We start from the raw sequence: 24,975 nt of genomic DNA, 5'->3' as shown, positions 1-24,975 counted from the left end.
GGGAGCTGAAAGCTATCGACTGGGATAGGCTTCCATGGCAAAGGCTCCAAATTGCAAGCTGGCAATTATCGCACCGGCTTTGTTGCAGTGCACGCTGTGTGGCAGCGCTTACTGCGCTGCAGCGGCAGCCAGTGCACGGGCGCGGCACAGGTCTTCCCAGGCCGCAGGTTTGAGGTGCGGTGAGCGCAACAGCACCGGTGCATCGAACGTGACCACTGCAGGCACCCCGGCCAGTGTGAAAGGCTGGCCGCGCAATTGCCCCAGGGGTTCGCTGCGGCCCAGGCAGTGGCGCACGGCGACGCGGCCCATTACCAGCACGACGGCGGGAGCCAGCTGTGCCACCACCTCGGTCAGCGCGTCGTCCACGCCGTTACCTTCGGCGCCAGAGGGGGCCTGGTCGAGCGTGCACAGAGCCACCTGGGGATGCTGGTGCAGGCCCAGTGCGCGCAGCATGTTGTCGAGCAGGCGTCCGGCCTGATCCGCCAGGGCGGCGCTGCCATGCACGCCTTCGGCCACCAGCAGCCAGGCCGGGCCCAGTGCGGGTGGGCACAGTGCGGGGTTGGCATCGGGGTACAGCGTGCGTGGTTCCTGCAGTACCGCTTGTTCCGTGGTGGCGTGCGTGGAGAGCGCAGGGCTTGCCGGTGTGGGTACTGCCGCGCTGGGTGCCGCAGTGGGGCGTGCTGGCGTCGGCACAGCGGTGCCGCGGTGCAGGTTGCTCGCTGCGGGGCCGGGCACCGTGGTACCTGCGCCCCCGGGGGGCTGTGCCGTGGGGGCCTGCGCATTCGCGCCTGCCTCCGGCAGCCACAGCCGCACGCCCATTTCCTGCAGCATGGCGCGCTGGCGGGGGTCGAGTGGCAGACTAGGGGCCATAGTGCCCATCACAGTGCGCGGCTCATCACAATGGCATCTTCGCGCGCATCGCCGGCCGCCGGGTAGTAGCGCTTGCGCAGGCCGACCTGCTGAAAACCGTTGGACTGGTACACCGCACGGGCCCGCTCGTTGCTGACGCGCACTTCCAGCCACAGCCATTGCAAGCCCTGCTCACGCGCCCACAGGGCCAGTGCGTCCAGCAGGATTTGCCCCCAACCCTGGCGCTGGAAGGCGGGTGCCACGGTCAAATTCAGCAGGTGGGCCTCTTCCACGCCGCGCATGGCCACAAAGTAGCCCAGCACCTGGTCGCCGCCCAGGAGGATGTCGATGCGGTAGCCGCTGGCCAGGGCGTCGGTGAAATGGCGGCGCGACCAGGGGTGGGGGTGGGCCTGGGCTTCGATGGCCAGCACCTCGTCCAGGCGTGCCAGGCTCAGGGGCTCCAGGCGCGCCTCCAGTGCCTGGGTGTCTGCGGGCATGGCAGCGGTGTTCATGCCGGCTTCCCCATGCGCAGCGCTTCGCGTTCGGCCGTGGTCTGCGCCACCTTGTCGCGCAGGTACAGAGGCATGGCGCCGTTGGCGTCCACATCCTGGCCTGCGGCCAGCAGGGCCGGGGCCAGTCGCAACAGGGCTGCGGCCGTGGGCAGGGCCCTCACATGTTCGGCAGTGGGTGCCAGCCGGGTGGGATAGGCGGCCTGGGCGTTGCCCGCTACTGTCCAGCCTGCGGGAGCGTGGATGTGCTCGGGGGCTGCCAACACCGGGCCGGATTCGGTGTGCCAGCGGTCCTGTTCCCAATGCAGGTGGGCGGCATAGACCTCGTCCATGCGGGCGTCCAGTACCGCCACCACCTGCTGGGCACCATGCTGGTGGCGCGCTTGTTCGGCCACGGCATGGAGCGTATCGATGGGCAGCACACGCAGGCCGCGCCCGCCACCCGCACCAAACGCCAGGCCCTGTGCCACCGCGCAGGCGGTGCGCAATCCAGTGAAGGAGCCTGGCCCCCGGCCGAAGGCCAGTGCGTCCAACGCTCCCAGCTCCAGGCCCGCCTGGGCCAGCAGCGTCTGGATGGACGCCAGCAGCCCGTGTGAAGCCTGTGCGCCGCCCGGGCCGGTGTGCTCCCACACCGAGTTGCCGCGCTGCACGGCGACGGACAGGGTTTCGGTGCTGGTATCGAAGGCGAGCAGGTTCATGGGCCGGTCAGAAGGGGAAGCGGGCATTATCGCCAGACTTTCCTCAGGCCTGAAAGCTGACCGAACGCGAAATCACCGTCAGGCGGTGGCGATGGCCCCTTTGGCGAGTCATGCGACGACACCAATCGAAAGAGGGTGCTGATCGCTGACGCAGATAATTTTTAGGTATCGATACTTATCCATCGATAGAAAAACAACCGCTCCCCGTAGCATCTTCTCCAGTTCACAACGGTGGTGCTGAGGCACCCAATAGAACGAGACTGGCTTATGCGGCGGTTCGGACATGGGGGCGCCCAGCACCCATGATACGAGCGGCGCGCGTGGTTCGCTGGTGTACAGCCCGCCATTGCGCATCACCGGCATGGATGCTGCCGAGTTCACGGCCCGGCTGCAGTGCAGTGCGGCTGGACAGGGCTTGCTCCAGGTCACCGGCGCTCCACGGTGCGGCGTGCTCTTCCATTACATCGAATACGGCACGGTCGGCGGCGCCGCAGAGCCCACCCGCGCCAGCGGTGCCCTTATGCTGCCCACCGGCAGTGATCCAGCCTGTACCGGTGCCCGCCCCATCGTGCTCTATGCGCATGGCACCAGCCCGGAAAAGGCCTACAACATCGCCGACATCACCGACCTCTCGCGCCCTGGCGCGAGCGAGGGGTTGTTGATTGCAGCCATGTATGCCGCGCAGGGCTTCGCAGTCGTGGCGCCCAACTATGCGGGTTACGACACCTCACCGCTTTCCTACCACCCCTACCTGAATGCAGAGCAGCAGTCGTCCGAAATGGTGGATTCGCTCACGGCGGCGCGCAAGGCCATGAAGGATCTGGGTGCGGGAGATTCGGGCCATCTGTTCATCACCGGTTATTCGCAGGGCGGGCATGTGGCCATGGCCACGCACCGCGCGTTGCAGGCTGCCGGGCAAACCGTGACGGCCTCGGCCCCCATGTCTGGCCCCTACGCGCTGGCAGCCTTTGCTGACGCGGTGTACTACGGCAATGTCAACCTGGGTGCCACGCTGTTCACGCCTCTTTTGTCCACCAGCTACCAAAAGGCCTACGGAAACATCTACGGCAAGACGACCGATCTGTACGAAGCGGCCTATGCCGAAGGCATCGAGACGCTGCTGCCCAGCAAGATGGGCGCGGCGGAACTTTTCAGACAAGGTAAGCTGCCGCAGACGGCCGTGTTCAGCAGCACGCCTCCGGTGCCATCGATGGCGGCCATCACGCCCCCCACGTCGCCGGCGGACCAGGCGGCACTGTTTGCGCTGGGCTTCGGCACCCCACACCTGGTCACCAACGCCGCCCGCCTGGCGTACCTGCAGGATGCCATGGCCCATCCGGATGGCGTCGTCCCTGTGCCGACCACTGGCGCTCCGGCCGCAGCGCCCGGCCACCCGATGCGTCAGGCCTTGCGCAAGAACGACATGCGCAGCTGGACGCCCAAGCGCCCCATGCTGCTGTGTGGCGGGCGCGCAGACCCGACGGTGTTCTATGGGCTCAACACCCAGGTCATGCAGGGCTACTGGTCCGCGCCGTCTCCGGCGGCGGCACCGGCAGGTCTGTTGAATGTGCTGGATGTGGACTCGGCGCCAGGCGTCAACGATCCATTCGCTGCCGTCAAGCTGGGTTTCGCCAGCGCCAAGGCGTCGGTCGCCGCAGCGGGGGGGGGCCAGTGCCGTGGTGCAGGCCTACCACGGCACGTTGGTCCCACCGTTCTGCAACGCCGCCGCGCGTGCGTACTTTCAGCAGGTCCTCGCATCGGGCATGTGATATTTCGGAGGAGACAAAACCATGAAAAAAATGCTTTCCCTGGTGGGTGCCACCATGCTGCTGGCACCTTGCAGCGCGGTGATGGCGCAGCAGTATTTTGTGCGTGTGGGAGGGGCGCATATTTCGCCCCACTCCACGGCCTCCGATGTGGCGGGGCCCATGCTGCCACCGCCGCCTTCCGGTATCGGCCTGGAGGTGCAGTCGGCCAGCACGCTGTACTTCACTGTGGCGCGCTCGATCAACGGCAACCTGGAAGTCGAGTTTGCGGCGGGCTACCCCCCCACCCACGCTTCGACCGCCAAGCTCTCGCCCGCACTGCCAGCGCATGTGCTGGCGTACCAGGGGCAGGTGCTGGCCCGGGTGCGGCAGATTGCGCCCACTGTGTTCCTGAACTACAAGTTCGGCGAGCCCACGAGCCGGTGGCGTCCCTCGGTGGGCTTGGGCATCAACTACACCAACTTTGACAAGCGCACATCGGCGGCGGCGGGCAATGCGCTGAACGGTGGGCCGACCCATATCTCGATGAGCGATTCCTGGGGCCTGGCCGCGCAGGTGGGGCTGAGCTATCGCATCGATGAACGCTGGTCGATCCAGGGCGCTCTGATGACGGCGCGGGTGAAGAGCCGCCTGACCGCCACCACCGCTGGCGTGCCGCGCACCATGGACATCCGGTTCCGGCCGGCCGTCTTCACCTTGACCGCGGGCTATGCCTTCTGAGCCGCTCTCGGCCCACGCGGCAGTGCCTGCGAGCCTGTCGTTGAACGAGCTGCGCCGTTTGTTTCAGGACCTGTCGGCGCCTGCGCCAGCCATGCGGGCAGGCTTCTACCAGGCGCGGTTCATCGGCCCCTGGTGGCTGCGCTGGTCCGGGCCTGTGGGTGTGGCGTTGGGTGGGCTGCCAGGTTGGCAGGGCAAACGCTTTCTGTCACCAGATCGCGCCACCAATGTGCTTGCGCGCCGCGGGGTGCGGACCGAGTGCCTGCACATGCATTGCTCAGAGGGGCCATCGCCCATGGATGGTCGGCCGAGCGTCCTGCTGCACTACGGCGCCCAGGCGCCGCGACCTTGGCGCTGGGTGCGCGATGAGCTGCGCACGCTGGATGCCAGCCATCTGTTGGGCATGACGGTGATCGACCTGCCAGGATTGCGCGGGCAGGCCTTTCCCTTCCTGCTGGAACGCCAGGCATGACGCCTTCTGCGGATGACTTCGACCACGATGTGGTGGTGGTGGGCTCCGGCTTCGGTGGCAGCGTCAGCGCCTTGCGTCTGGCAGAAAAGGGCTGGAAGGTGGCCTTGCTGGAGCAGGGGCGCCGCCTGTCGCCCGAAGACCTGGAACGCGCTGGAACCGATGCCCGCGCCCTGGCCTGGATGCCCAGCCTGGGCCGTAGCGGCCCGTTGGCGCAGGAGGTCTTTCAGCATGTGGGCATCGTGCGTGGCATTGGGTTGGGCGGTGGCAGCCTGGTCTATGCGGCCGTGCTGCTGCGTCCGCAGGAAGCGTTTTTCACCGACCCCGCCTGGCCCGACGCCGAGGGCGGCTGGCAGGCCGAGCTGGCGCCGCATTACGCCACCGCAGAGCGCATGTTGGGTTTGGCCACCAATCCCTACCCAGGACTGCAGGATGAATGGCTGCGCGAAACGGCCCGCCGGATGGGGGCGGAGCCCAGCTTCGGCCCTGTGCCACAGGGCATTTTCTTTGGTGCACCGGGCCGCGCACATGCCGATCCCTTTTTTGCCGGGCAAGGTCCGGCGCGCAAGGGGTGCGAGCGTTGTGGCCGCTGCATCACCGGCTGTGCGGTGGGCGCCAAAAACTCGTTGGACAAGAACTACCTTCACCTGGCTGAGAAGGCCGGAGTGGCGGTCCGGGTGGAATGCCAGGTCACCCATCTGGAGAAACTGCCGGGAGAGGGCTACCGGTTGCACCTGCGCCACCCATGGCAGCGCAGCGTGAGCCTGCCGCCGATCCGCGCACGCCGGGTGGTGCTGTCTGCCGGGGTGCTGGGGACGCTGGACATTTTGTTCGCCTCGCGCGACCGCTACTGCACCCTGCCGGATGTGCCCGCTTCCCTGGGTCAGCATGTGCGCACCAACAGCGAGGCGGTGGTCGGAATCCTGGCGCAGGATGCACAAACCGACATCTCGCAGGGCACCACCATCTCGACCCACTTCCACCCGGATGCGCACACCCACATCACGCAGAACCGCTTTCCCCCGAGCTATGGCTTCATGCGCATGTACATGGGGCCCTTGGTCGATGGAGCGCGGCCCTGGCGGCGGGGGGCGCAGGTGCTGTGGGCCTTTGTGGCGCGGCCCGTGCGCTCCACGCGCTCCTTCTTTGCGCGCCACTGGTATCGGCGCATGTCGGTGCTGACCGTGATGCAGCATGCAGACAATGCCATGGCCTTCGGCTATGGGCGCACCTTGCTGCGCGGTGGGCGCTGGGGCTTGCGCTCTCAGGTACCTGGCGGAGCACGGCCGCCGTCCTACCTGCCGCAGGCCAACGCCGCCGCGCGGCATTTTGCGCAGGCCAGCGGTGGCCAGGCCATGAATGTGCTGTTCGAGAGCCTGGGCAATCTGTCGGTGACGGCGCATGTGCTGGGTGGTGCTGTCATCGCCAGCCGCCCGGAGCAGGGTGTGGTCGATGCAGACCACCAGGTTTTTGGGTGTCCCGGTCTGTATGTGGTGGACGCCAGCGCCATCCCGGCCAACGTGGGGGTCAATCCAAGCCTCACGGTCACAGCCCTGGCCGAGCGCTTTGCCATGCGCTTTCCGCACCGGTGATCCAGGGCTGTCGAGGGTCGCTTGGCAAGCCCTTAGACTCGCCGCATGCTGTTTCCTGCTTTCGACCTGCGGTGCCTGCGCCGCATGCTCGGTGCGGTGCTGGCCGTTGGTGCCACCGCCGCCTGGGCGAATCCGGGCATGTCCTGGCCCGCTGAAGTGGATGCGGCGCTGGCGCGCGCCAAGCTGCCGCGCGAGGCGCTGTCGGTGTATGTGGCCGATGCACAGGACGCCCGTGCGAGCGCGCGCCTGGCTTACCGGGCCCAGGAGCCGGTCAACCCCGCATCGGTGATGAAACTGGTCACCACCTACGCCGCGCTGGATCTGCTGGGGCCTGCCTACACCTGGAGCACGCCGGTGTATATCGATGGCGTGGTGCAGGGCGGCAGCCTCAAGGGCAATGTGTACATCCAGGGCCAGGGCGACCCCAAGCTGGTGCTCGAGCGTCTTTGGTTGCTGCTGCGGCGCCTGCAGGCGCAGGGTGTCCAGGTCATCGTGGGCGATATCGTGCTGGACCGCAGTGCGTTCACCGTGCCTGCACACGACCCCGGACGCTTTGACGGCGAGCCGCTGCGCCCCTACAACGCGGCGCCGGATGCGCTGCTGCTCAACTACAAGTCGGTGGTCATGACTTTTGTGCCAGACCCTGTGGCGGGCGTGGCGCGCGTGCAGTACGACCCGCCGTTGGCTGGCGTGCAGTTGCAGCCCACCGTGCCGCTGGCCCCTGCGACGGCAGAGTGTGGTGATTGGCGGGCAGGTCTGCGCGCCGACCTGGGCAACCCCGAGCGCACGGTGTTCCAAGGCAGCTATTCCGCCCGCTGCGCAGAGCGTGTCTGGGCCGTCGCCTATGCCGACCCGGCAGGCTTTGCCGCGCGTGCCGTGGAGGGCATGTGGCGCGAGCTGGGCGGCAAGCTCACCGGGCGCGTGCGCGATGGCCAGGTGCCTGCGGGGCTGCGCCCCGCGTTCCAGTCCATTTCCCCTGCGCTGGCCGAGGTGGTGCGCGACGTGAACAAGTACAGCAACAACGTCATGGCGCAGCATGTGTTCTTGTCCTTGGCCTTGCAGAAAAACCCGGTGGCCAGCTTCGAGGGCGCGCAAGAGGTGCTGCTGCAATGGTGGCGCGCGCGCCTGGGCGATCAGGCGCCCCCGGTGGTCGATAACGGTGCGGGCCTCAGCCGTGAGGCGCGGGTCAGCGCGCTGGGCCTGGGGCGAATGCTGCAACAGGCCTGGGTGTCGCCCGTGATGCCCGAGCTGGTGTCCTCGCTGCCCATTGTCGGCATCGACGGCACCTTGCGCCGCAGCAAGAGCAAGGCGGGTGCGGCCCACCTCAAGAGCGGCAGTCTGCGCGATGTGCTGGCCGTGGCCGGGTATGTGCATGCCGCCAGCGGGCGCCGCTATGTGCTGGTGGCCATTGTCAACCACCCTTCGGCTGCGGCGGCACGGCCAGTGCTCGATGCGCTGGTGGACTGGACTGGACGCGACCAATAGCACCACCAAGCTGCATTCTGACCATGCCCTGGATCGACGGGATCGGCTACCTGGCCGCTTGCCTGACCACCTTGAGCTTTGTGCCGCAGGCACTGCACACCTTCCGTACGCGCGACGTGCGCGGCATCTCCCTGGGTATGTACAGCGCATTCACGCTGGGGGTTGCCTTGTGGCTGGCCTATGGCGTGGCGCTGCGGGCCTGGCCCATTGTGGTGGCCAACGCGGTCACCCTGTGCCTGGCGGCGGCCATTCTGGCCATGAAGCTGCGTTACGGGCGCAGCCGTTGAGGTTTGGGTCAAAAATGTGTCGCAGACGCGTCTTTGGTGAGACCAGGTTCGCGTAATTCCCGATGTCCGAGTTCCTGCGGCTGGGCACCATCGGGCTTTTGTGACCAGAGGTATCAATCCATGAATGCTTTCCGTCTCTCCTGTGTGGCTGGTGCGGCCCTGTTGCTGGTGGCCTGTGGCGGGTCCGACGATCCTGTGCGGGGCTCGCTCATCGATACGCCCGTTGTGGTGACCACGCTGAGTGCCGCACAGATCAATGCAGCGACGGCCGCCAGTGGCCTGCAGGCGCTCAGTGGCCAGGCCAAGTGCGACGTCAAGGTGGTGGCACTCAACTACAACACCGTGGGCGCCAAGGGCAACGACAGCAGCAACGCCTCAGGCGTGATGCTGGTGCCTGCCGGAGCGGCCTGTACGGCGCCCGCTGCACTCGTGGCCTATGCCAAGGGAACCGATCTGGAGAAGCCCCGCACCCTGGCCAACCCGCAGGACAAGGAAACCTTCCTGCTGGCGGCCATGTACGCGGCCCAGGGCTATGCCGTGGTGGCTTCCGACTACCTGGGTTTCGCCAAGTCGCAGTACACCTACCACCCCTATCTGCATGCCGATTCCGAAGCCACCACCGTCATCGACTCGGTGCGTGCCGCGCGCAACGCTGCGGGCGCGGTCGGCGCCACGTTGTCGGGCAAGGTCATGTTCACGGGGTATTCGCAGGGGGGGCATGCGTCCATGGCGGCGCAACGTGCCGCCGAGCGCGACCACCCCACGGAATTCAACGTGGTTGCTGGCGCCCACCTGTCGGGTCCCTACAACCTGTCGGGATCGCTCAAATTGCCCGATGCGATCGCGGGCTTCCAGTTCTTTGTGCCCTATCTCGTCACCGCGTGGCAAAAGGTCTATGGCACGGTGTACACGGACGTCAAGACCGTGTTCAAGGCGCCGTATTCGAACTACATCGAGAACCTGCTGCCCAACCCCACGCTCAACTACACCACCTTGCTGACCACCGGTACGCTCCCCAGCGGCACGCCCAACCAGGCGCGCGATGCACTGTTCCAATCCGAGTTTCTGGAAGGTGCGCGCACCAGCAGCACCCATCCTCTGGCGGTAGCCGCCAAGAAGAACGACCTGCTGGGCTGGAACCCCAAGGCGCAGGTGCTGCTGTGTGGCGGTGCGGGCGATCCGACCGTACCTCCTGCCGTACACCAGGTGGTGATGAAGGCAGATTTCGATAGCCGTGGCTTGAAGAACGTCAGCTCGGTGGATGTGGATCCAATGATCCAGGCCACTTATGGCCCCGGCGGCAAGGCCCCGACCGATCCCACCTCGGCCGCCTTTGCCACGTATTACGGCTCGTACCACGGCACGTACACGCCGCCGTTCTGCCATGCCCAGGCGCGAGGCCTGTTCGATGCAGTGAAGTGACTGCGGACACGCAGGCACCATGAAAAACGCCCCGGCCTTGGCCGGGGCGTTTTGTTTGGGAGTCTGTCTCCGCCGGTGGAGCGGAGGGTCGCCGGGCTACCAGCGGGCGCGCAACTTGTCGTAGGCGTAATTGCCAAACTGGCGATGGGCCGATGGGCTGAGATACACCTTGTCGGCAAACACATAGGCGTCCACGTTGGCGCCGGACACCAGGGTGGAAGCGGTGCACAGTGCCGAGTTCACCTGGCCGGTACCGATGCCAATGCCATTGCCTGCGTCCACCGATGTGCACACCGGGTCGGCGGCGTTGGTGAAAAAATAGGCCCCCGGCACCGACGTGTAGAGGTTGACGTAGTACGCCGCATCCACGTACAGCACCTTGTTGCCCAGGTCGTTGAGGGCAATCAGCAGCCCTTCATTGAAGCGCAGGCTGGCATCGGCCAGCAGCGATTCCTGCTTGATGCTGACCGCCCAAGGCGTTTTGCTCAGATCGTAGGTGCCGGCCACCACCACGTGGGGGGCTCCGGCATTCACGAGCCTGCGCACCTGTGCCGCCAGGGCCTGGCCGCTCTGTTTGGCCTGCGCCACGAAATCGGCGCTGCTGAGCGTGCCCGCCTGCACGGCGGCCATGCCGACGATCAGGTCGCTGATGCCGCCGTTGACCACGGCGATGTCGTTGGGCTCAAAAGCCTTGCTTGCCAGAAAGCTGTCGATTTGCTCGGTGATGGTCGGGGTGCTCGCGTTGCCCGCGGCATCGGGCTTGCTGGAGACGCGTGCATTGCCCTGGGCATAGCTCAGGCCGCCTGTGGAAACCGGGGCAACGGTCTTGCCGTAGCGCGAAGCGAGCTGGACCGTCCAGTTGTTCACCGTGCCGTTGTTGACGGTGTAGCGCGAGCCCGTTTGCCCCGCATCGCTGAAGGCGTCGCCAAAGGCAATGAAACGGTTGGGCGTGATCGCCGACTCCGTGGTGCTGGAGCCGCAGGCCGCCAGAAGCATTGCCGACGCACATGCGGCGACCAAGGCGGTGCGGCGCATCCAATTTGCTGCCATGTTGTGTTCTCCGGTAAGGGTTCGGTAGTTTAACGAGTGGCGTGGCGCCGGGCCTCAGGCCGCGGCGGCACGTTGCAGGCGGTCGCGCACACCTTCCCAGTCGGGGGTGTCGGGCGGTGTCTCGATCCAGATGAGCCGTGCACCGGCGTCGTCGAAACTGCGCAGCGCGGCAAACAGCTGCTGGGCCGTGGCCTCGGCGTCGTCGGGCATGCGCCGCAGCAGCACCTGCGGCGACGCGCTGCGCAGCGGAGCGCGCGCATACACCGCCAGGTGCGCGGCCTCGGCGCCGAGCAGGTCCAGACCCGTCTGCAGCGCCTTGGCATCCATGAGGCGCACCTTGGCGTTCGGCGCGTAATGGGCTTCTAGCGTGCCTGAGGCCCGTGGTGTCAGCGCGGGGAGCTCTTCTTTTGATAGCGGTTCGATGCCGCAGGCGGCCGCGATCTGGGTGCGCGTGATGGCGCCGGGGCGCAGCAGCACGGGCACGCCGCGCGTGCAATCGACGATGGTCGATTCGATGCCCACGCCGCAGGGGCCGCCGTCGAGCACCAGCAGGGCCTCGCCCAGTTCGTCCTGCACATGCAAGGCCGTGGTCGGGCTCACGCGGCCGAACCGGTTGGCGCTGGGTGCGGCCAGGCCCCACACGGGCGGGCCGCCGAACTCGGGGCCGTCGCCGGGCGCGGCGCAGGCCTGCAGCACGGCATGGGCCACGGGGTGGGCCGGGCAGCGCAGGCCCACGCTGTCCTGGCCGCCGGTGGCGGCCGTTGCCACGCCACTTAAGCGCGGCAGGATGAGCGTCAGCGGGCCGGGCCAGAACGCATCGACCAGGGCCTGGGCGAAGGCCGGCACCTCGCGCGCGAAGTGCGTGATGCCCGATGCGTCGGCCACGTGCACGATCAGCGGGTGGTCGCTGGGCCTACCCTTGGCGGCGAAGATCTGCGCCACGGCGGCGTCGCTGCTGGCGTCGGCCGCCAGTCCGTACACCGTTTCGGTGGGCAGGCCCAGCAACGCGCCGCCGCGCAGCGCGCGTGCCGCAGCGGCGATGGCCGAGGGATCGTTGCCGTCGAGGATCATGGGGCGGCTCAGAAAGGCGCGATGCCCAGGATGGCGGCCGCCTGCAGCGCCGTGGCGCGCGCCTGCGGTGCCGTGGGGGCGGTGATATTCAGGTGCCCCATCTTGCGGCCATGCTTGGCCAGCGTCTTGCCGTACAGGTGCAGGTGCGTGCCGGGCAAGGCCAGCACCTCGGCCCAGGGCGGCGTTTGCGCCGTCTCGCCGCGGGCGAACCACAGGTCGCCCAGCAGGTTGAGCATGACGGCGGCGCTGTGCTGGCGCGGCTGCGTCAGTGGAAGGCCGGCCATGGTGCGCACCTGCAGCTCGAACTGCGAGACGTCGCAGGCGTTCTGGCTGTAGTGGCCGCTGTTGTGCGGGCGCGGCGCGATCTCATTGACCACCAGGCTGTTGTCCTGCAGCACGAAGAACTCCACGCACAGCACGCCCACGTAATCGAGGCCTTGCGCTATGGAAATCGCAGCACCTACCGCTTGACTGGCAAGCGCTGGAGGCAGATTTTCTTCATAAACTTCGGTCACGGCCAGGATGCCGTCGCGGTGCAAATTGCGCTGCACCGGCAGGTGCACGGTGGCGCCGTCGGCGCCGCGCGCCACGATCACCGAGCATTCGAGCTGCAGCGGCAGCATTTTTTCGAGCACGCAAGGCACGGAGCCGACCGATGCCCAGGCAGCGGCCAGCTCGGCGGCGGTCTTCACGCGCACCTGGCCCTTGCCGTCGTAGCCCAGGCGGGCGGTTTTCAGAATCCCGGGCAGCAGATCGGCAGGCACGGCGGCCAGTTGTTCGGCCGTCTCGATCACCGCATAGGGTGCGCAGGGCACGCCGCAGCGCACGAAATGGGCCTTTTCCTGGGCGCGGTCCTGCGCCACGGCCACGGCGCGCGCGGCCGGGGCCACGGGGCACTGCCCGGCCAGTGCGGCCAGGGAGACGGCGGGCACGTTCTCGAACTCGGTGGTGACGGCGTCGCTCAGCGCCGCCAGCCGCGCCAGGCCGTCGGGGTCTTCGTAGCCGGTCTGGATGTGGTGGTGGCTCACCAGGCCGGCGGGGCTTTCCGGGTCGGCGTCGAGCACGGCCGTGAAGTAGCCCATGGCCTGCGCCGCATGCACGAACATGCGGCCGAGCTGGCCGCCGCCGAGCACGCCGAGCGTGCTGCCGGGGAGGAGGGTGCGGACGGGGTGGGTGGTCATGCGGCGGGCGGCAAGGTCATGTTGCGCGCCACCTCGGTCTGGGCGGCGCGGAAGGCTTCGAGCCGCTGGCGCAGCGTGGGGTTCTCGTTGGCCAGCAGCGCCACGGCGAACAGCGCCGCGTTGGCCGCGCCCGCCGTGCCGATGGCGAAGGTGGCCACGGGGATGCCCTTGGGCATCTGCACGATGCTGTGCAGCGAATCCACGCCCTGCAGGTGGCGGCTGGCCACCGGCACGCCCAGCACGGGCACGGGGGTCTTGGCCGCGATCATGCCCGGCAGATGGGCCGCACCACCCGCGCCCGCGATGATCGCCTTGAGGCCTCTGCCGGCGGCGGCCTCGGCGTAGGCGAACATGTCGTCGGGCATGCGGTGAGCCGAGACCACCCGGGCCTCATGCGCGATGCCAAATTGCTGGAGAATCTCGACTGCGTGCTGCATGGTGTCCCAGTCGCTGCTGGAGCCCATGACCACACCGATCTGGATGGGTGTCATAGTGTGAGGTGCAGAGCGCCGCGCTGGCCGCCTGTTGCAGAGTGTGAACCCACGATTTTACTTTTTGCCACCCGGTGCCGGGGAAGGGCCATTGCCACATGATCGACATCACCGTAGAAAACTTTGAAGCCGAGGTCATCGCTGCCTCCATGAACGTGCCCGTGCTGGTGGATTTCTGGGCGCCCTGGTGCGGCCCGTGCAAGACCCTGGGGCCCGTGCTCGAAAAGCTGGAAACCGAGTACGCAGGCCGTTTTGTGCTGGCCAAGATCAACTCCGATACCGAGCAGCAAATTGCCGCCATGTTCGGCATTCGCAGCATCCCCACCTGCGTGCTGCTGATGAACGGTCAGCCCGTGGATGGTTTCACGGGCGCGCTGCCCGAGGGCAAGGTGCGCGAGTTTCTGGATCGCCACGTGCCCAGCGCCGAAGAAGCCCTCGCTGAAGCCGAGGAAGAGGAAGCCCAGGATGCTCTGGCCAGCGGCGACACCGATGCCGCACTCGAAAAGCTCCAGCACGCGGTGGCCACCGACCCGGCCAACGACGATGCGCGCTTCGACTACGTCAAGCTGCTGCTGCAACTGGGTCGCGACGATGATGCCAAGGTGGCCTTCGCTCCGGTCATCGCCAAGGCCGCTGGCTCGCGCCGCCTGGGGGCGCTCAAGGTGTGGATGGATGCTATAGATTTTGTAGCTATTGGCGCAAATCCAGAAGGCGCCATCGCCGAGTTTGATGCAAAGATTGCTGCCAACCGGCGTGACTTTGAAGCGCGCTTGGGCCGCGCACGCTGGCTGATGGCCCACCAGCGCTGGACGGAGGCCATGGACGAGTTGCTTGAAATCCTCATGCGCGACAAGGGCTGGAACGACGAGGCTGCGCGCAAGACGTATGTCTCCATCCTGGAAATCATCGAGCCGCCCAAGCCCAAGGTCGCCGAAGGCCAGATCCCGCCCGAAGACCCCGTGGTGGCCAGCTACCGCCGGCGCTTGAGTTCGGTGGTGCTGAGCTGAACGCCTGCCGCCTTCACGCAGCCCGGCGTGACTGCACCACAGGCTGCGCGGCGGGCACGCCCTCCGTAGCCAGCACCCGACTGGGGTTGAGGCTGCGGATGGGGATGGATCGGTCCTGCGGAATCCCGCCCGAGAGCTGCAGCGCCAGATAGCGCCCGCAGCACACGCGCAGAAACGACGCAAAGTTGTCCACGCTGCCGCGCTCGGCCAGCAGTTCGTCGTGCAGCCGCGCGCACAACTGGGGTACACCCATGCCGTCGCGCGCGGCAATCTCTTCCAGCACCTGCCAGAACAGGTTCTCCAGCCGGATGCTGGTGGCCACCCCATGCAGCCGTACCGAACGGGCACGGCAACTGTACAGGGCGGGGTCGGCACTGATAAAGACCTGGCACATGGCGGGTATCTCCAGGGGGCTGAAAGCAGCCGCCATCTTGCGCGCCCGTACAGGGGCGTGCAAGCGGGCAAGCCCGGAGGACTCAGTGCGTGATGCGCGTACCCAGCACGGCCAGGAACTGCGCAATCCAGTCCGGGTGCGCGGGCCAGGCCGGGGCAGTCACGAGCTTGCCGTCGGTGTGGGCCTTGTCCACCGCGATGTCGGCATACCGGCCACCGGCCAGTTCCACCTCGGCACGGCAGGCCGGGTAGGCCGAGCAACTGCGGCCCTGGAGCACGCCCGCGCCCGCCAGGAGCTGCGCCGCGTGGCAGATGGCCGCCACGGGCTTGTCGGCCTCGAAAAAGTGGCGCACGGCAGCCACCACGGCGGGGTAGGTGCGCAGGTACTCTGGTCCGCGCCCGCCGGGCAGCACCAAGGCATCGTAGTCCTGGGGCCGCACTTCGGCAAAGCTGGCGTTGAGCGTGAAATGGTGCCCCGGCTTCTCGCTGTAGGTCTGGGCACCCTCGAAGTCGTGGATGGCGGTCTTGATCTGCTCGCCCGCCTTCTTGTCGGGGCACACGGCGTGCACCTGGTGGCCCACGGCCAGCAGTGCCTGGAAGGGCACCATGGTCTCGTAGTCCTCGCAGTAATCGCCACAGATCATCAGAATCTTTTTTCCGGCCATGCGTGTCTCCTGGGGTTGGATAGAGGAGTCCGCATTCTTGCGGCGCAGGCGCGATCTGTGGTGTTAGCCGGTTACTACATCGCCCGGCCGGGCGGTGCCAGGGGCATCAGCCCGTCAGGCGTTGCAGGGCTTCGCGGTACTTGGCCGCGGTTTTTTCGATGACCTCCTGCGGCAGGCGTGGCGCGGGGGCGGTCTTGTCCCAGGGCTTGCCGTTGACCTTGGCCTGCTCCAGCCAGTCGCGCAGGAACTGCTTGTCGTAGCTGGGTGGGTTTTCGCCCTTGGCCAGGGCCTCTGCGTAGCCTTCCACGGGCCAGTAGCGGGAGCTGTCGGGGGTCAGCACTTCATCCATCAGCACCAGGCGGCCCTGTGGGTCCAGGCCGAACTCGAACTTGGTGTCGGCAATGATCATGCCCTTGGTCCGCGCGATGTCTGCGGCGGCCTGGTAGATGGCAATGCTCACGTCGCGGATCTTGGCGGCCAGTTCGGGGCCGATCATCTCCACCGTGCGCTCGAAGGTGATGTTCTCGTCGTGCTCACCCACGGCGGCCTTGGCCGCTGGGGTATAGATGGGGCTGGGCAGCTTGGCTGCGTTGGTCAGGCCTGCGGGCAGGGGCACGCCGCACACGGACTGGCTCTCCTGGTACTCCTTCCAGCCGCTGCCGGCCAGGTAGCCGCGCACCACGGCTTCCACCGGAATGGGCTGCAGGCGCTGCACCAGCATGGAGCGGCCACGCACCTGCGCTGCCTCGGCTGGGCTGACCACGCTCTCGGGGGCTTCGCCGGTCAGGTGGTTGGGGCACAGGTGGCCCAGCTTGTCGAACCAGAACAGCGCCATCTGGGTCAGCAGCTCACCCTTGCCCGGAATGGGCTCACCCATGATCACATCGAACGCCGAAATGCGGTCGCTGGCCACCATCAGGATGCGGTCGGTGCCCACGGCGTAGTTGTCGCGCACCTTGCCGCGCGCCAGCAGGGGCAGGGAGCTGAGGGCAGAGGTGTGCAGGGCGGTGGGGTTGGACGGGAGGTTCATGGAAAAACGCTGTCAGGGGAGTGTGCGCGAATGGATGCCGCCGTGCGGCGGTCTGGGCCCAGGGGGCCTGCGCATTGTATGCGGCGTGCCTTTCCGTCCGCGAGGTGGAGGCGGCGCAGGAGAGGAACCCAACCATTGTGCGCCGTTTTGGGGCGTTTGGCACCTGTTGCGGGAAAACCCGCTGCACTGCACCGGAATGGGATTGCTTTTGGTACCTGGCGGGCGCATAGTGAAAGCACGGCGGGCGGTTGGAGCCGACTGCCGGGTCGCCACAGGGTGTGCTGTGGCGGCGCCTATCTTCCGAGTGCCACAGGAGACCTGTTTATGAACCTGACGATCAGCGGTCATCATCTCGAAGTCACCCCCGCCCTGCGCAGTTATGTCACCTCCAAGCTGGATCGGATCACCCGGCATTTCGACCAGGTGGTCGATGTCAAGGTCCTGCTCACCGTTGAAAAGCAAAAGGAAAAGGAAAAGCGCCAGCGCGCCGAATGCAATATCCACGTCAAAGGGACCGACCTGTTCGCCGAATGCTCCCATGCCGATCTATACGCTGCAGTCGATGAACTCGTGGACAAGATGGACCGGCAAGTGATGCGCCACAAGGATCGCATCCAGGACCACCATTCCGATGCACGTCGCCGGATGGCCGCGTGATCTTCACGCAGTGCGACGGGCGGGCAGGCAGCCCCGCCGCCTCTCCAACCGCCCGATGGGGCGGTTTTTTCACAGGGGGTGCCGCAAGCCCGAACCGGCTTTGCGGCGCCAATTGTGAGCGTTTGTTCCAAGCGGTGCATAATCGCGCCCAGAAACTGCCATGAACCGCCTCGCCTCCATCCTGCCTGCCGATCAAGTGCTAGTGAGCGTTGATGCCACCAGCAAGAAACGTGCTTTTGAAGAAGCAGGCCTCTTGTTCGAGAGTCTGCACGGCCTGTCGCGGGCGCTGATCACCGACAGCCTGTTTGCCCGCGAACGCCTGGGTTCCACCGGCCTGGGGCATGGCGTGGCCATTCCACATGGACGCATCAAGGGGCTCAAGGCGCCGATGGCGGCCGTGTTTCAACTGGCCCAACCCATCGGGTTCGACGCGCCGGACGAGCAGCCGGTGGGCCTGCTCATCTTTCTGCTGGTGCCCGAAGCGGCCACGCAGAAACACCTGGAGATTCTTTCCGAAATTGCCGAGTTGCTCAGCGACGGGCCCTTGCGCGAGAGAATCAAGGGCTGCGCCGATGCGGTCGAACTGCACCGCATGATCGCTGGTTGGCAGTCCACGCAGACGGCCTGAGTTTTTCGCCTCTCCGCAGCGCTCCTTCCCCGTGAAACCCAACGTCGTCAGCGCCGATGTCCTGTTCGAGGAGTTTCGCGGCCTGCTCAAGTGGGAATGGGTCGCGGGCCTGGGGGCCTCGGAGCGCCGCTTTGACGAGGTGGCTGTGCGCTCGGCGCGCTCTGGCGCTGACTTGGTGGGCTACCTCAACTACATCCATCCCTACCGGGCGCAGATCCTGGGTGAGCGCGAAATCGCTTACCTGGCCAATGCCACGGTGGAGGACTGCAAGCGCAGGATTTCGCGCATCGTCACGCTGGAGCCTCCGGTGCTGGTGCTGGCCGACGATCAGGTGGCGCCCGACGAACTGGTGTCGATGTGCGAACGGGCCCAGATTCCCATGTTCGCCACGCGCGAGTCGGCGGCCTTCGTCATCGATGTGCTGCGCGCCTACCTGTCCAAGCATTTCGCCGATCGCACCACCATGCACGGTGTGTTCATGGACATTCTGGGTCTTGGCGTGCTCATCACGGGGGAATCGGGCCTTGGCAAGAGTGAGCTGGGGCTGGAGCTGATCTCGCGCGGCAACGGGCTGGTGGCCGACGATGCGGTCGATCTGTTCCGCATCAACCAGACCACGATTGAAGGCAAGTGCCCGGAGCTGCTGCAAAACCTGCTGGAGGTGCGCGGCATCGGTCTGCTGGACATTCGCGCCATTTTTGGCGAGACAGCAGTACGCCGCAAGATGCGCCTCAAGCTCATCGTGCACCTGGTGCGCAAGGAAACGCTGGAACGCAACTACGAGCGGCTACCCTACGAACCGTTGACGCAAGACGTGCTGGGCGTTCCGGTGCTCAAGGTGGTGATCCAGGTGGTGGCGGGGCGCAACATTGCCGTGCTGGTGGAGGCCGCCGTGCGCAACACAATCTTGCAGTTGCGCGGGATTGATACCTACCAGGAATTTGTCGAGCGCCACCGCCGCGCCATGGACAAGGGCGGCTGATTATTTTCCGCGTTGCTGCGCGGCACACTGCGCGCACTGCCCATACAGGGCCATGGAGTGGTCCTGAACGACCCAGCCCTTGGACTTGGCAACACTCTGCTGGCGCTTCTCGATCTCGGCGTCGAAGAACTCTTCCACCTTGCCGCAGGCGGTGCAGATGAAGTGATCGTGGTGCTTGCCTTCGTTCAGTTCGTAAACGGCCTTGCCGCTCTCGAAGTTGCTGCGGCTCAGAATGCCGGCCTGCTCAAACTGCGTCAGCACGCGGTACACCGTGGCCAGGCCGATGTCTGAATGCTCTTGCAGCAGCACCCGGAACACATCTTCAGCCGTCATGTGGCGCTGTGCGCCTTTCTGAAAGATTTCCAGGATCTTGAGCCGGGGAAGCGTGGCCTTGAGGCCGGTGCTCTTGAGTTCTTCGATGTTGGACATGGCAAGGGTTTGGGGTTGGGTGGTGCGCCGCGCTTGGGCGGGGCCTGCCGCTACAATGGCTTGCATCATATCCTCTGGCCTTTTCCCATGTCCGCCAACGCTTTTCACAGTGCCCGCCTGGGGGCGATCCTGCTGCTCGGTGCCAGCCTGGCTGCCTGTGGCAGCTTCGACGGTGCGAGTGCGCGCATTGCCAGCGTCGTGACACCCTACAAAGTGGATGTGGTGCAGGGCAATTTCATTTCGCGTGAGCAGGTCGAGGCCTTGCAGGCCGGTATGGGCCGCCAGCAGGTGCGCGACATCCTGGGCACCCCGCTGGTCACCAGCCTGTTCCATGCCGATCGCTGGGAGTATGTTTTCACCCTCCAGCGGCCCGGGCAGCCGGTACAGTCGCGCAAGCTGACGGTGTTCTTCAAGGGCGATGTCCTGGAGCGTTTCGAGGGCGATGAAATGCCCACCGAGAGCGAATTCGTCGCTTCGCTCGACGCACGCAAGGGCAAGCGCAAGGTGCCGCAACTCGAAGCCACCGAGGAGCAGCTCGCCAAGTTCCCCGCACCCCAGGCCCCCGCCAAGGCAACCGAGCAGCAGCCTGCTCCCGCCCCCACGGCCACCCGCTACCCACCGCTCGAATCCAGCACCCGCTGAATGCTGCGCCGGTGCAACCGCATTCAAGGAACGCTATGACAGGGACTTCCTCCCCCGCTACTTCCCATGCCCCCTACCGCGTGGCGGTGGCCGGGGCTTCCGGCCGCATGGGCCGCATGTTGATCGAGGCCGTGCGTGCCAGCGGCGACTGTGTGCTGGCCGGCGCGCTGGACGTGCCTTCCAGCCCTGCCATCGGCTCGGACGCCACGGCGTTCCTGGGCGTGGCCAGCGGTGTGCCCATCACGGCCGACCTGCGCCAGGGGCTGCAGAACGCCGAGGTGCTGATCGACTTCACCCGCCCTGAGGGTACGCTGGCCCACTTGGCCATCTGCCGCGAGCTGGGCGTACAGGCCGTCATTGGCACCACGGGCTTTACCGACGCGCAGAAGGCCGAGATCGCCGCCCATGCACAGCGCACCGCCATCGTCATGGCGCCCAACATGAGCGTGGGCGTGAACGTCACGCTCAAGCTGCTGGAGATGGCGGCCAAGGCCCTGTCCACTGGCTACGACATCGAGATCATCGAGGCACACCACCGCCACAAGGTGGACGCGCCCTCGGGCACTGCGCTCAAGATGGGCGAGGTCATCGCAGGCGCGCTGGGCCGTGACCTCAAGGACTGCGCTGTCTATGCCCGCGAGGGCGTCACCGGCGAGCGCGATCCATCGAGCATCGGCTTTGCCACCATCCGTGGCGGCGACATCGTCGGCGACCACACGGTGCTGTTCGCGGGCACGGGCGAGCGTATCGAGATCACGCACAAGTCCTCCAGCCGCGCCACCTACGCCCAGGGCAGCCTGCGCGCAGTGCGCTTCCTGCGCGGCAAGCCCCATGGCATGTTCGACATGTTCGACGTGCTGGGTTTGGCGTGAACGTGAACACCTCCCTGAGCGGCTGCGCCGCTTCCCCCCGCTCCCGCAGCGCTGTGCGCTGCGGGCAGGGGGACGCTCCCAGCGCGGCGGTGCGGCCCTTGCGCGGGAGCCCTGGCCTGGGGGGCGACAGTTGCATGCGACGCGGGTGCCGCGTTCGCGGAATGGATCACTGACATGGATTGGCTGCACTGGTGGCGCCAGGGCGACGCCGTGACCCAGGCCACGGCGCTGGCGCTGCTGGCCATGTCGGTGGCAAGCTGGGTGGTCATTGCCTGGAAGGCCCGCTTGCTGCACCGTGGCCGCACCGATGTGGCGCGCTGCCTGGCGGCCTTCTGGCAGGCGCCAGGCATGGACGCTGCCTGTCGAACGCTGGCCGCGTTCGACCGCGAAGCCCTGGTGCTGCCCCTGGTCGATGCCGCTGGATCCGTAGCCACTGCGCAAAGCGCGGGCACGTTGGCCCAGGCGGGCAGCCGCAGCCAGCAGCTCACGAGGGTGTTGCGTGATGCGCTGCACATTGTGTTGGCCAAGCTGCAATTCGGCCAGGTGCTGCTGGCCACCGTGGGCTCTACGGCGCCTTTCGTGGGCTTGCTGGGCACGGTCTGGGGCATCTACCATGCGCTGACCGAAATTGCCGGTGCGGGGCAGATCAGCATCGACCGCGTGGCCGGGCCGGTGGGAGAGGCCCTGATCATGACCGCCGCAGGCCTGGCCGTGGCGATTCCGGCGGTGCTGGCCTACAACGGCTTTGGCCGTGCCGTGGCCCGCATCGAGGCCGACCTGGAAGGCTTTGCGCTGGACCTGCGCGAGCTCCTGCTGGGTACGGCGGCACAGGCCCCGGCCGAGGACGCCTGAGAAGGCGGGGTGCACCATGGCATTTGGCCGCCTTGAACGCACCCGTGGGGCCGAACCCATGAGCGACATCAACATGACGCCCCTGGTCGATGTGATGCTGGTGCTGGTGGTCATCTTCATCCTGACCGCGCCTTTGCTGGCCAGCGCCATCCGGCTCGATCTGCCACGCGCCGAGGGTACGGCGCCCGCTGCAGCGCCGCGTGCGCTCACCCTGGTGCTGGACCGCCAGGGCCAGTTGTTCGTGGACGACCAACCTGTGCCGTCGGCGGCTGCGTTGGCCCGCCGCCTGGGCGAGGTGGCGCAGGCGGCCCCCGACACCGAACTGCAGTTGCGCGCCGACGCTGCTGTGCCCTATGGCCGGGTGGTGGAGGTCATGGGCGCGGCGCATGCTGCCGGGCTGCAGCGCATCGGTTTTGTAGCCGACCCGGCGGCTGCGCCCGCGCCCTCGGCGCCGGCACGCTGAGACGTCTCTCTCCAGCGCCTAAAATCCGGGCAGGGCCGCAGGCTGCGGTCATTCACTCTCTGTTGCAGGCATCCATGCAAGACAAATACCAACACACCGAGGTCGAGCGCGCCGCGCAGGCCCACTGGACGGCCAACGACGCCTACCGCGTGACCGAGGACGCCGGCAAGAAGAAGTTCTACGCCTGCTCCATGCTGCCCTACCCCAGCGGCAAGCTGCACATGGGCCATGTGCGCAACTACACCATCAACGACATGCTCACGCGCCAGCTGCGCATGAGCGGCTACAACGTGCTCATGCCCATGGGCTGGGACGCCTTCGGCCTGCCGGCCGAGAACGCGGCGCTGAAGAACGGCGTGCCCCCGGCGCAGTGGACCTACGACAACATCGCCTACATGAAGAAGCAGATGCAGGCGATGGGGCTGGCCATCGACTGGAGCCGCGAGGTCGCCACCTGCGACCCCGACTACTACCACTGGAACCAGTGGCTTTTCCTCAAGATGCTGGAAAAGGGCATCGCCTACCGCAAGACCCAGGTGGTGAACTGGGACCCGGTGGACCAGACCGTGCTGGCCAACGAGCAGGTGATCGACGGCAAGGGCTGGCGCACCGGCGCCGTGGTGGAAAAGCGCGAGATCCCCGGCTACTACCTGAAGATCTCCGACTACGCCCAGGAGCTGCTGGACCATGTCCAGATCGGCAACGACAAGGCCACGCTGACCGGCTGGCCCGACAAGGTGCGGCTGATGCAGGAAAACTGGATCGGCAAGAGCGAGGGCGTGCGCTTCGCCTTCACGCACGACATCCGGGGTGAGGACGGCACGCTGATCCAGGACGGGAAGATGTACGTCTTCACGACCCGTGCCGACACCATCATGGGCGTGACCTTCTGCGCCGTGGCGCCCGAACACCCGCTGGCCCAGCATGCCGCGCGCGGCAACCCGCAGCTCGCCGCCTTCATCGAGGAATGCAAGAAGGGCGGCACCACCGAGGCCGAACTGGCCCTCAAGGAAAAAGAGGGCATGCGCACGGGCCTGAACGTGACGCACCCGCTCACCGGCCTGCCGGTCGAGGTGTGGGTGGGCAACTACGTGCTCATGTCCTACGGCGACGGCGCCGTGATGGGCGTGCCTGCGCACGATGAGCGCGACTTTGCCTTCGCGCTCAAGTACGGCATCGAGATCAAACAGGTGGTGCTGGTCGACGGCGAAACCTTCAACTACCACCAGTGGCAGGACTGGTACGCCGACAAGCAGCGCGGCGTGACGGTCAACTCCGACAGCTTCAGCGGCCTGCCGTACCGCGATGCCGTCAATGCCGTCGCCCATGCGCTGGGCGAAAAGGGCCTGGGCGAGAAGAAGACCACCTGGCGCCTGCGCGACTGGGGCATTTCGCGCCAGCGCTACTGGGGCACGCCCATCCCCATCATCCACTGCGCAGACTGCGGCCCGCAGCCCGTGCCCGAAAAGGACCTGCCGGTGGTGCTGCCGCAGGATCTGGTGCCCGACGGCTCGGGCAACCCGCTGGTGAAAAGCGAGGCCTTCCACGCCGGCGTGGTCTGCCCCTGCTGCGGCAAGGCCGCGCGCCGCGAGACCGACACCATGGACACCTTCGTGGACAGCTCGTGGTACTTCATGCGCTACTGCGACCCGAAGAACAGCGAAAAGATGGTGGCGGGCGGCGCCGACTACTGGATGCCGATGGACCAGTACATCGGCGGTATCGAGCACGCCATCCTGCACCTGCTGTACGCGCGCTTCTGGACCAAGGTCATGCGCGACCTGGGGCTGGTGAAAGTCGATGAGCCTTTCACCAAGCTGCTCACGCAGGGCATGGTGCTCAACCACATCTACTCGCGCAAGGGCGAGAAGGGCGGCAAGGAGTACTTCTGGCCGCACGACGTCGAACATGTGCTGGACGAAGGCGGCAAGGTCATCGGCGCCCGGCTGAAGAATGCCGTCGGCGACCTGCCCGTGGGCACGGCCATCGACTACGAGGGCGTGGGCACCATGTCCAAGTCCAAGAACAACGGTGTCGATCCGCAGGACCTGATCGAGAAGTACGGCGCCGACACCGCGCGCCTCTACACCATGTTCACCGCGCCGCCCGAGGCCACGCTGGAGTGGAACGACGCGGCGGTGGAGGGCAGCTACCGCTTCCTGCGCCGCGTGTGGAACTTTGGCGTCAAGCTGTCTGCTATGGATAGCGTAGCTGCCAACGCAAGTGTGGCGGGCGCTGCAAGCCTGAATGATGTGAAATTCGGCAAGGAGGCCAAGGCCCTTCGGCTGGAAATCCATACCGTGCTCAAGCAGGTGGACTACGACTACCAGCGCATGCAGTACAACACCGTGGTCTCGGGCGCCATGAAGATGCTCAACGCCCTGGAGGACTTCAAGGCTGCGGACTGCGAGGGCGCGCAGGTCGCGCTGATCGAGGGCTTCGGTATCTTGCTGCGCTGCCTGTACCCCGCCACGCCGCACATCACGCACCAGCTCTGGAGCGAGCTGGGCTACGCCGCCCACCTGGGCGACCTGCTCGACGCCCCCTGGCCGCAGGTGGATGCGGGTGCGCTGGTGCAGGACGAAGTCGAGCTCATGCTCCAGGTCAACGGCAAGCTGCGCGGCTCCATCCATGTGCCCGCGGCAGCCGACAAGGCCGAGATCGAGCGCATCGCCCTGGCCAGTGAGGCCTTCGCAGCGCATTCGGGCGGAGCCCAGCCCAAGCGCGTGGTGGTGGTGCCCGGCCGCCTGGTCAACGTCGTCGTCTGA

At 66.7% G+C, this 24,975-nt stretch carries 27 protein-coding genes and 1 pseudogene; 16 read left to right on the top strand and 12 right to left on the bottom strand.

Annotated elements, in window-relative coordinates:
* Window positions 1-108 precede the first annotated feature (108 nt).
* From MJ602_RS00210 to MJ602_RS00195, 4 genes are all read right to left on the bottom strand, one after another.
* A complete protein-coding gene (locus tag MJ602_RS00210) occupies window positions 109-870 on the bottom strand; it encodes a uracil-DNA glycosylase family protein (RefSeq protein ID WP_243018931.1) in 762 nt (253 codons plus the stop codon).
* 8 nt (window positions 871-878) lie between these two features.
* Window positions 879-1,361: a ribosomal protein S18-alanine N-acetyltransferase gene (rimI, locus tag MJ602_RS00205; protein WP_243018930.1), complete on the bottom strand. Its 483-nt coding sequence runs from the start codon at window positions 1,359-1,361 to the stop codon at window positions 879-881.
* Window positions 1,358-2,056 carry a tRNA (adenosine(37)-N6)-threonylcarbamoyltransferase complex dimerization subunit type 1 TsaB gene (gene tsaB / locus MJ602_RS00200; protein WP_243018929.1) on the bottom strand — a complete coding sequence of 233 codons (699 nt, stop codon included), beginning with the start codon at window positions 2,054-2,056 and terminating at the stop codon, window positions 1,358-1,360. Before tsaB ends, rimI begins: the two co-directional genes overlap by 4 nt.
* A 108-nt stretch (window positions 2,057-2,164) precedes the next feature.
* Window positions 2,165-2,437 carry a hypothetical protein gene (locus tag MJ602_RS00195; protein WP_243018928.1) on the bottom strand — a complete coding sequence of 91 codons (273 nt, stop codon included), beginning with the start codon at window positions 2,435-2,437 and terminating at the stop codon, window positions 2,165-2,167.
* Here MJ602_RS00195 and MJ602_RS16775 point away from each other — a divergent pair.
* The 7 genes and pseudogenes from MJ602_RS16775 to MJ602_RS00160 form a co-directional block, all read left to right on the top strand.
* A pseudogene (locus MJ602_RS16775) lies at window positions 2,340-2,897 on the top strand (alpha/beta hydrolase family protein); the annotation flags it as partial. The gene MJ602_RS00195 and the pseudogene MJ602_RS16775 sit on opposite strands and share 98 nt — an antisense overlap.
* 949 nt (window positions 2,898-3,846) lie before the next feature.
* A complete protein-coding gene (locus tag MJ602_RS00185) occupies window positions 3,847-4,542 on the top strand; it encodes an OmpW/AlkL family protein (protein ID WP_243018927.1) in 696 nt (231 codons plus the stop codon).
* Window positions 4,532-5,011: a hypothetical protein gene (locus MJ602_RS00180; protein WP_243018926.1), complete on the top strand. Its 480-nt coding sequence runs from the start codon at window positions 4,532-4,534 to the stop codon at window positions 5,009-5,011. The genes MJ602_RS00185 and MJ602_RS00180 overlap by 11 nt, the downstream gene beginning before the upstream one ends.
* Window positions 5,008-6,600, top strand: coding sequence for an FAD-dependent oxidoreductase (locus MJ602_RS00175; protein WP_243018925.1), 1,593 nt, complete (start codon window positions 5,008-5,010; stop codon window positions 6,598-6,600). Before MJ602_RS00180 ends, MJ602_RS00175 begins: the two co-directional genes overlap by 4 nt.
* Before the next feature lie 45 nt (window positions 6,601-6,645).
* Entirely contained in the window at window positions 6,646-8,085 is a 1,440-nt protein-coding gene (gene dacB / locus MJ602_RS00170) for a D-alanyl-D-alanine carboxypeptidase/D-alanyl-D-alanine endopeptidase (protein WP_243018924.1), read from the top strand.
* A 23-nt stretch (window positions 8,086-8,108) separates the two neighbouring features.
* Window positions 8,109-8,372 carry a SemiSWEET transporter gene (locus MJ602_RS00165; RefSeq protein ID WP_243018923.1) on the top strand — a complete coding sequence of 88 codons (264 nt, stop codon included), beginning with the start codon at window positions 8,109-8,111 and terminating at the stop codon, window positions 8,370-8,372.
* Window positions 8,373-8,492: 120 nt separating this feature from the next.
* Window positions 8,493-9,794 carry a lipase family protein gene (locus tag MJ602_RS00160; RefSeq protein ID WP_243018922.1) on the top strand — a complete coding sequence of 434 codons (1,302 nt, stop codon included), beginning with the start codon at window positions 8,493-8,495 and terminating at the stop codon, window positions 9,792-9,794.
* 96 nt (window positions 9,795-9,890) lie between these two features.
* Here the strand turns inward: MJ602_RS00160 and MJ602_RS00155 are convergent, their stop codons facing one another.
* The 4 genes from MJ602_RS00155 to purE are packed head-to-tail and all read right to left on the bottom strand — an operon-like array spanning window position 9,891 to window position 13,587.
* Window positions 9,891-10,844, bottom strand: coding sequence for an SGNH/GDSL hydrolase family protein (locus MJ602_RS00155; protein WP_162014862.1), 954 nt, complete (start codon window positions 10,842-10,844; stop codon window positions 9,891-9,893).
* A 54-nt stretch (window positions 10,845-10,898) separates the two neighbouring features.
* Window positions 10,899-11,915, bottom strand: a complete 1,017-nt coding sequence (locus MJ602_RS00150) for an L-threonylcarbamoyladenylate synthase (RefSeq protein ID WP_243018921.1) — start codon at window positions 11,913-11,915, stop codon at window positions 10,899-10,901.
* An 8-nt stretch (window positions 11,916-11,923) separates the two neighbouring features.
* Window positions 11,924-13,096 carry a 5-(carboxyamino)imidazole ribonucleotide synthase gene (locus MJ602_RS00145; RefSeq protein ID WP_243018920.1) on the bottom strand — a complete coding sequence of 391 codons (1,173 nt, stop codon included), beginning with the start codon at window positions 13,094-13,096 and terminating at the stop codon, window positions 11,924-11,926.
* Window positions 13,093-13,587 carry a 5-(carboxyamino)imidazole ribonucleotide mutase gene (purE, locus tag MJ602_RS00140; RefSeq protein ID WP_243018919.1) on the bottom strand — a complete coding sequence of 165 codons (495 nt, stop codon included), beginning with the start codon at window positions 13,585-13,587 and terminating at the stop codon, window positions 13,093-13,095. Before purE ends, MJ602_RS00145 begins: the two co-directional genes overlap by 4 nt.
* 98 nt (window positions 13,588-13,685) lie before the next feature.
* Here purE and trxA point away from each other — a divergent pair, with 98 nt between their 5' ends.
* On the top strand, window positions 13,686-14,594 hold the full coding sequence (gene trxA / locus MJ602_RS00135) for a thioredoxin (RefSeq protein ID WP_243018918.1): 909 nt from the start codon (window positions 13,686-13,688) through the stop codon (window positions 14,592-14,594).
* A gap of 13 nt (window positions 14,595-14,607) precedes the next feature.
* Here the strand turns inward: trxA and MJ602_RS00130 are convergent, their stop codons facing one another.
* The 3 genes from MJ602_RS00130 to MJ602_RS00120 all read right to left on the bottom strand — a co-directional run bounded on the left by MJ602_RS00130 (window position 14,608) and on the right by MJ602_RS00120 (window position 16,682).
* The gene (locus MJ602_RS00130) at window positions 14,608-14,988 is read right to left on the bottom strand and encodes a ribbon-helix-helix domain-containing protein (protein ID WP_162014867.1); all 381 of its coding nucleotides are present in this window, start codon (window positions 14,986-14,988) and stop codon (window positions 14,608-14,610) included.
* A gap of 82 nt (window positions 14,989-15,070) precedes the next feature.
* Window positions 15,071-15,652, bottom strand: a complete 582-nt coding sequence (locus MJ602_RS00125) for a DJ-1/PfpI family protein (protein ID WP_162014868.1) — start codon at window positions 15,650-15,652, stop codon at window positions 15,071-15,073.
* A 106-nt stretch (window positions 15,653-15,758) separates the two neighbouring features.
* Entirely contained in the window at window positions 15,759-16,682 is a 924-nt protein-coding gene (locus MJ602_RS00120; protein WP_162014869.1) for a phosphoribosylaminoimidazolesuccinocarboxamide synthase, read from the bottom strand.
* A gap of 324 nt (window positions 16,683-17,006) precedes the next feature.
* On the opposite strand from MJ602_RS00120, the gene hpf reads away from it, so the two are divergent.
* The 3 genes from hpf to hprK all read left to right on the top strand — a co-directional run bounded on the left by hpf (window position 17,007) and on the right by hprK (window position 18,949).
* Window positions 17,007-17,339 (top strand): ribosome hibernation-promoting factor, HPF/YfiA family, encoded by a 333-nt coding sequence (gene hpf, locus MJ602_RS00115; RefSeq protein WP_162014870.1) that lies wholly within the window; start codon window positions 17,007-17,009, stop codon window positions 17,337-17,339.
* 160 nt (window positions 17,340-17,499) lie between these two features.
* Window positions 17,500-17,967 carry a PTS sugar transporter subunit IIA gene (locus tag MJ602_RS00110; protein ID WP_162014871.1) on the top strand — a complete coding sequence of 156 codons (468 nt, stop codon included), beginning with the start codon at window positions 17,500-17,502 and terminating at the stop codon, window positions 17,965-17,967.
* Window positions 17,968-17,998: 31 nt separating this feature from the next.
* Entirely contained in the window at window positions 17,999-18,949 is a 951-nt protein-coding gene (gene hprK / locus MJ602_RS00105) for an HPr(Ser) kinase/phosphatase (protein WP_243018917.1), read from the top strand.
* Here the strand turns inward: hprK and fur are convergent, their stop codons facing one another.
* The gene (gene fur, locus MJ602_RS00100) at window positions 18,950-19,378 is read right to left on the bottom strand and encodes a ferric iron uptake transcriptional regulator (RefSeq protein ID WP_162014873.1); all 429 of its coding nucleotides are present in this window, start codon (window positions 19,376-19,378) and stop codon (window positions 18,950-18,952) included. It abuts the gene before it with no gap.
* 87 nt (window positions 19,379-19,465) lie between these two features.
* Between fur and MJ602_RS00095 the strand changes: the two genes are divergently transcribed.
* The 5 genes from MJ602_RS00095 to leuS all read left to right on the top strand — a co-directional run bounded on the left by MJ602_RS00095 (window position 19,466) and on the right by leuS (window position 24,975).
* Entirely contained in the window at window positions 19,466-20,020 is a 555-nt protein-coding gene (locus tag MJ602_RS00095; protein WP_243018916.1) for an outer membrane protein assembly factor BamE, read from the top strand.
* 35 nt (window positions 20,021-20,055) lie between these two features.
* A complete protein-coding gene (dapB, locus tag MJ602_RS00090; protein ID WP_162014875.1) occupies window positions 20,056-20,892 on the top strand; it encodes a 4-hydroxy-tetrahydrodipicolinate reductase in 837 nt (278 codons plus the stop codon).
* Between the two features lie 174 nt (window positions 20,893-21,066).
* A complete protein-coding gene (locus MJ602_RS00085; protein WP_243018915.1) occupies window positions 21,067-21,744 on the top strand; it encodes a MotA/TolQ/ExbB proton channel family protein in 678 nt (225 codons plus the stop codon).
* A gap of 16 nt (window positions 21,745-21,760) precedes the next feature.
* On the top strand, window positions 21,761-22,207 hold the full coding sequence (locus MJ602_RS00080) for an ExbD/TolR family protein (RefSeq protein WP_162014877.1): 447 nt from the start codon (window positions 21,761-21,763) through the stop codon (window positions 22,205-22,207).
* Window positions 22,208-22,281: 74 nt separating this feature from the next.
* Entirely contained in the window at window positions 22,282-24,975 is a 2,694-nt protein-coding gene (gene leuS / locus MJ602_RS00075) for a leucine--tRNA ligase (RefSeq protein ID WP_243018914.1), read from the top strand.

This window comes from Simplicispira sedimenti (assembly GCF_022760965.1).
In the GTDB taxonomy this organism is placed as follows: Bacteria; Pseudomonadota; Gammaproteobacteria; order Burkholderiales; family Burkholderiaceae_C; genus Simplicispira; species Simplicispira sedimenti.
Note: the sequence above shows the minus strand (reverse complement) of the source record. Positions and strands in the feature narration are given on the sequence as shown.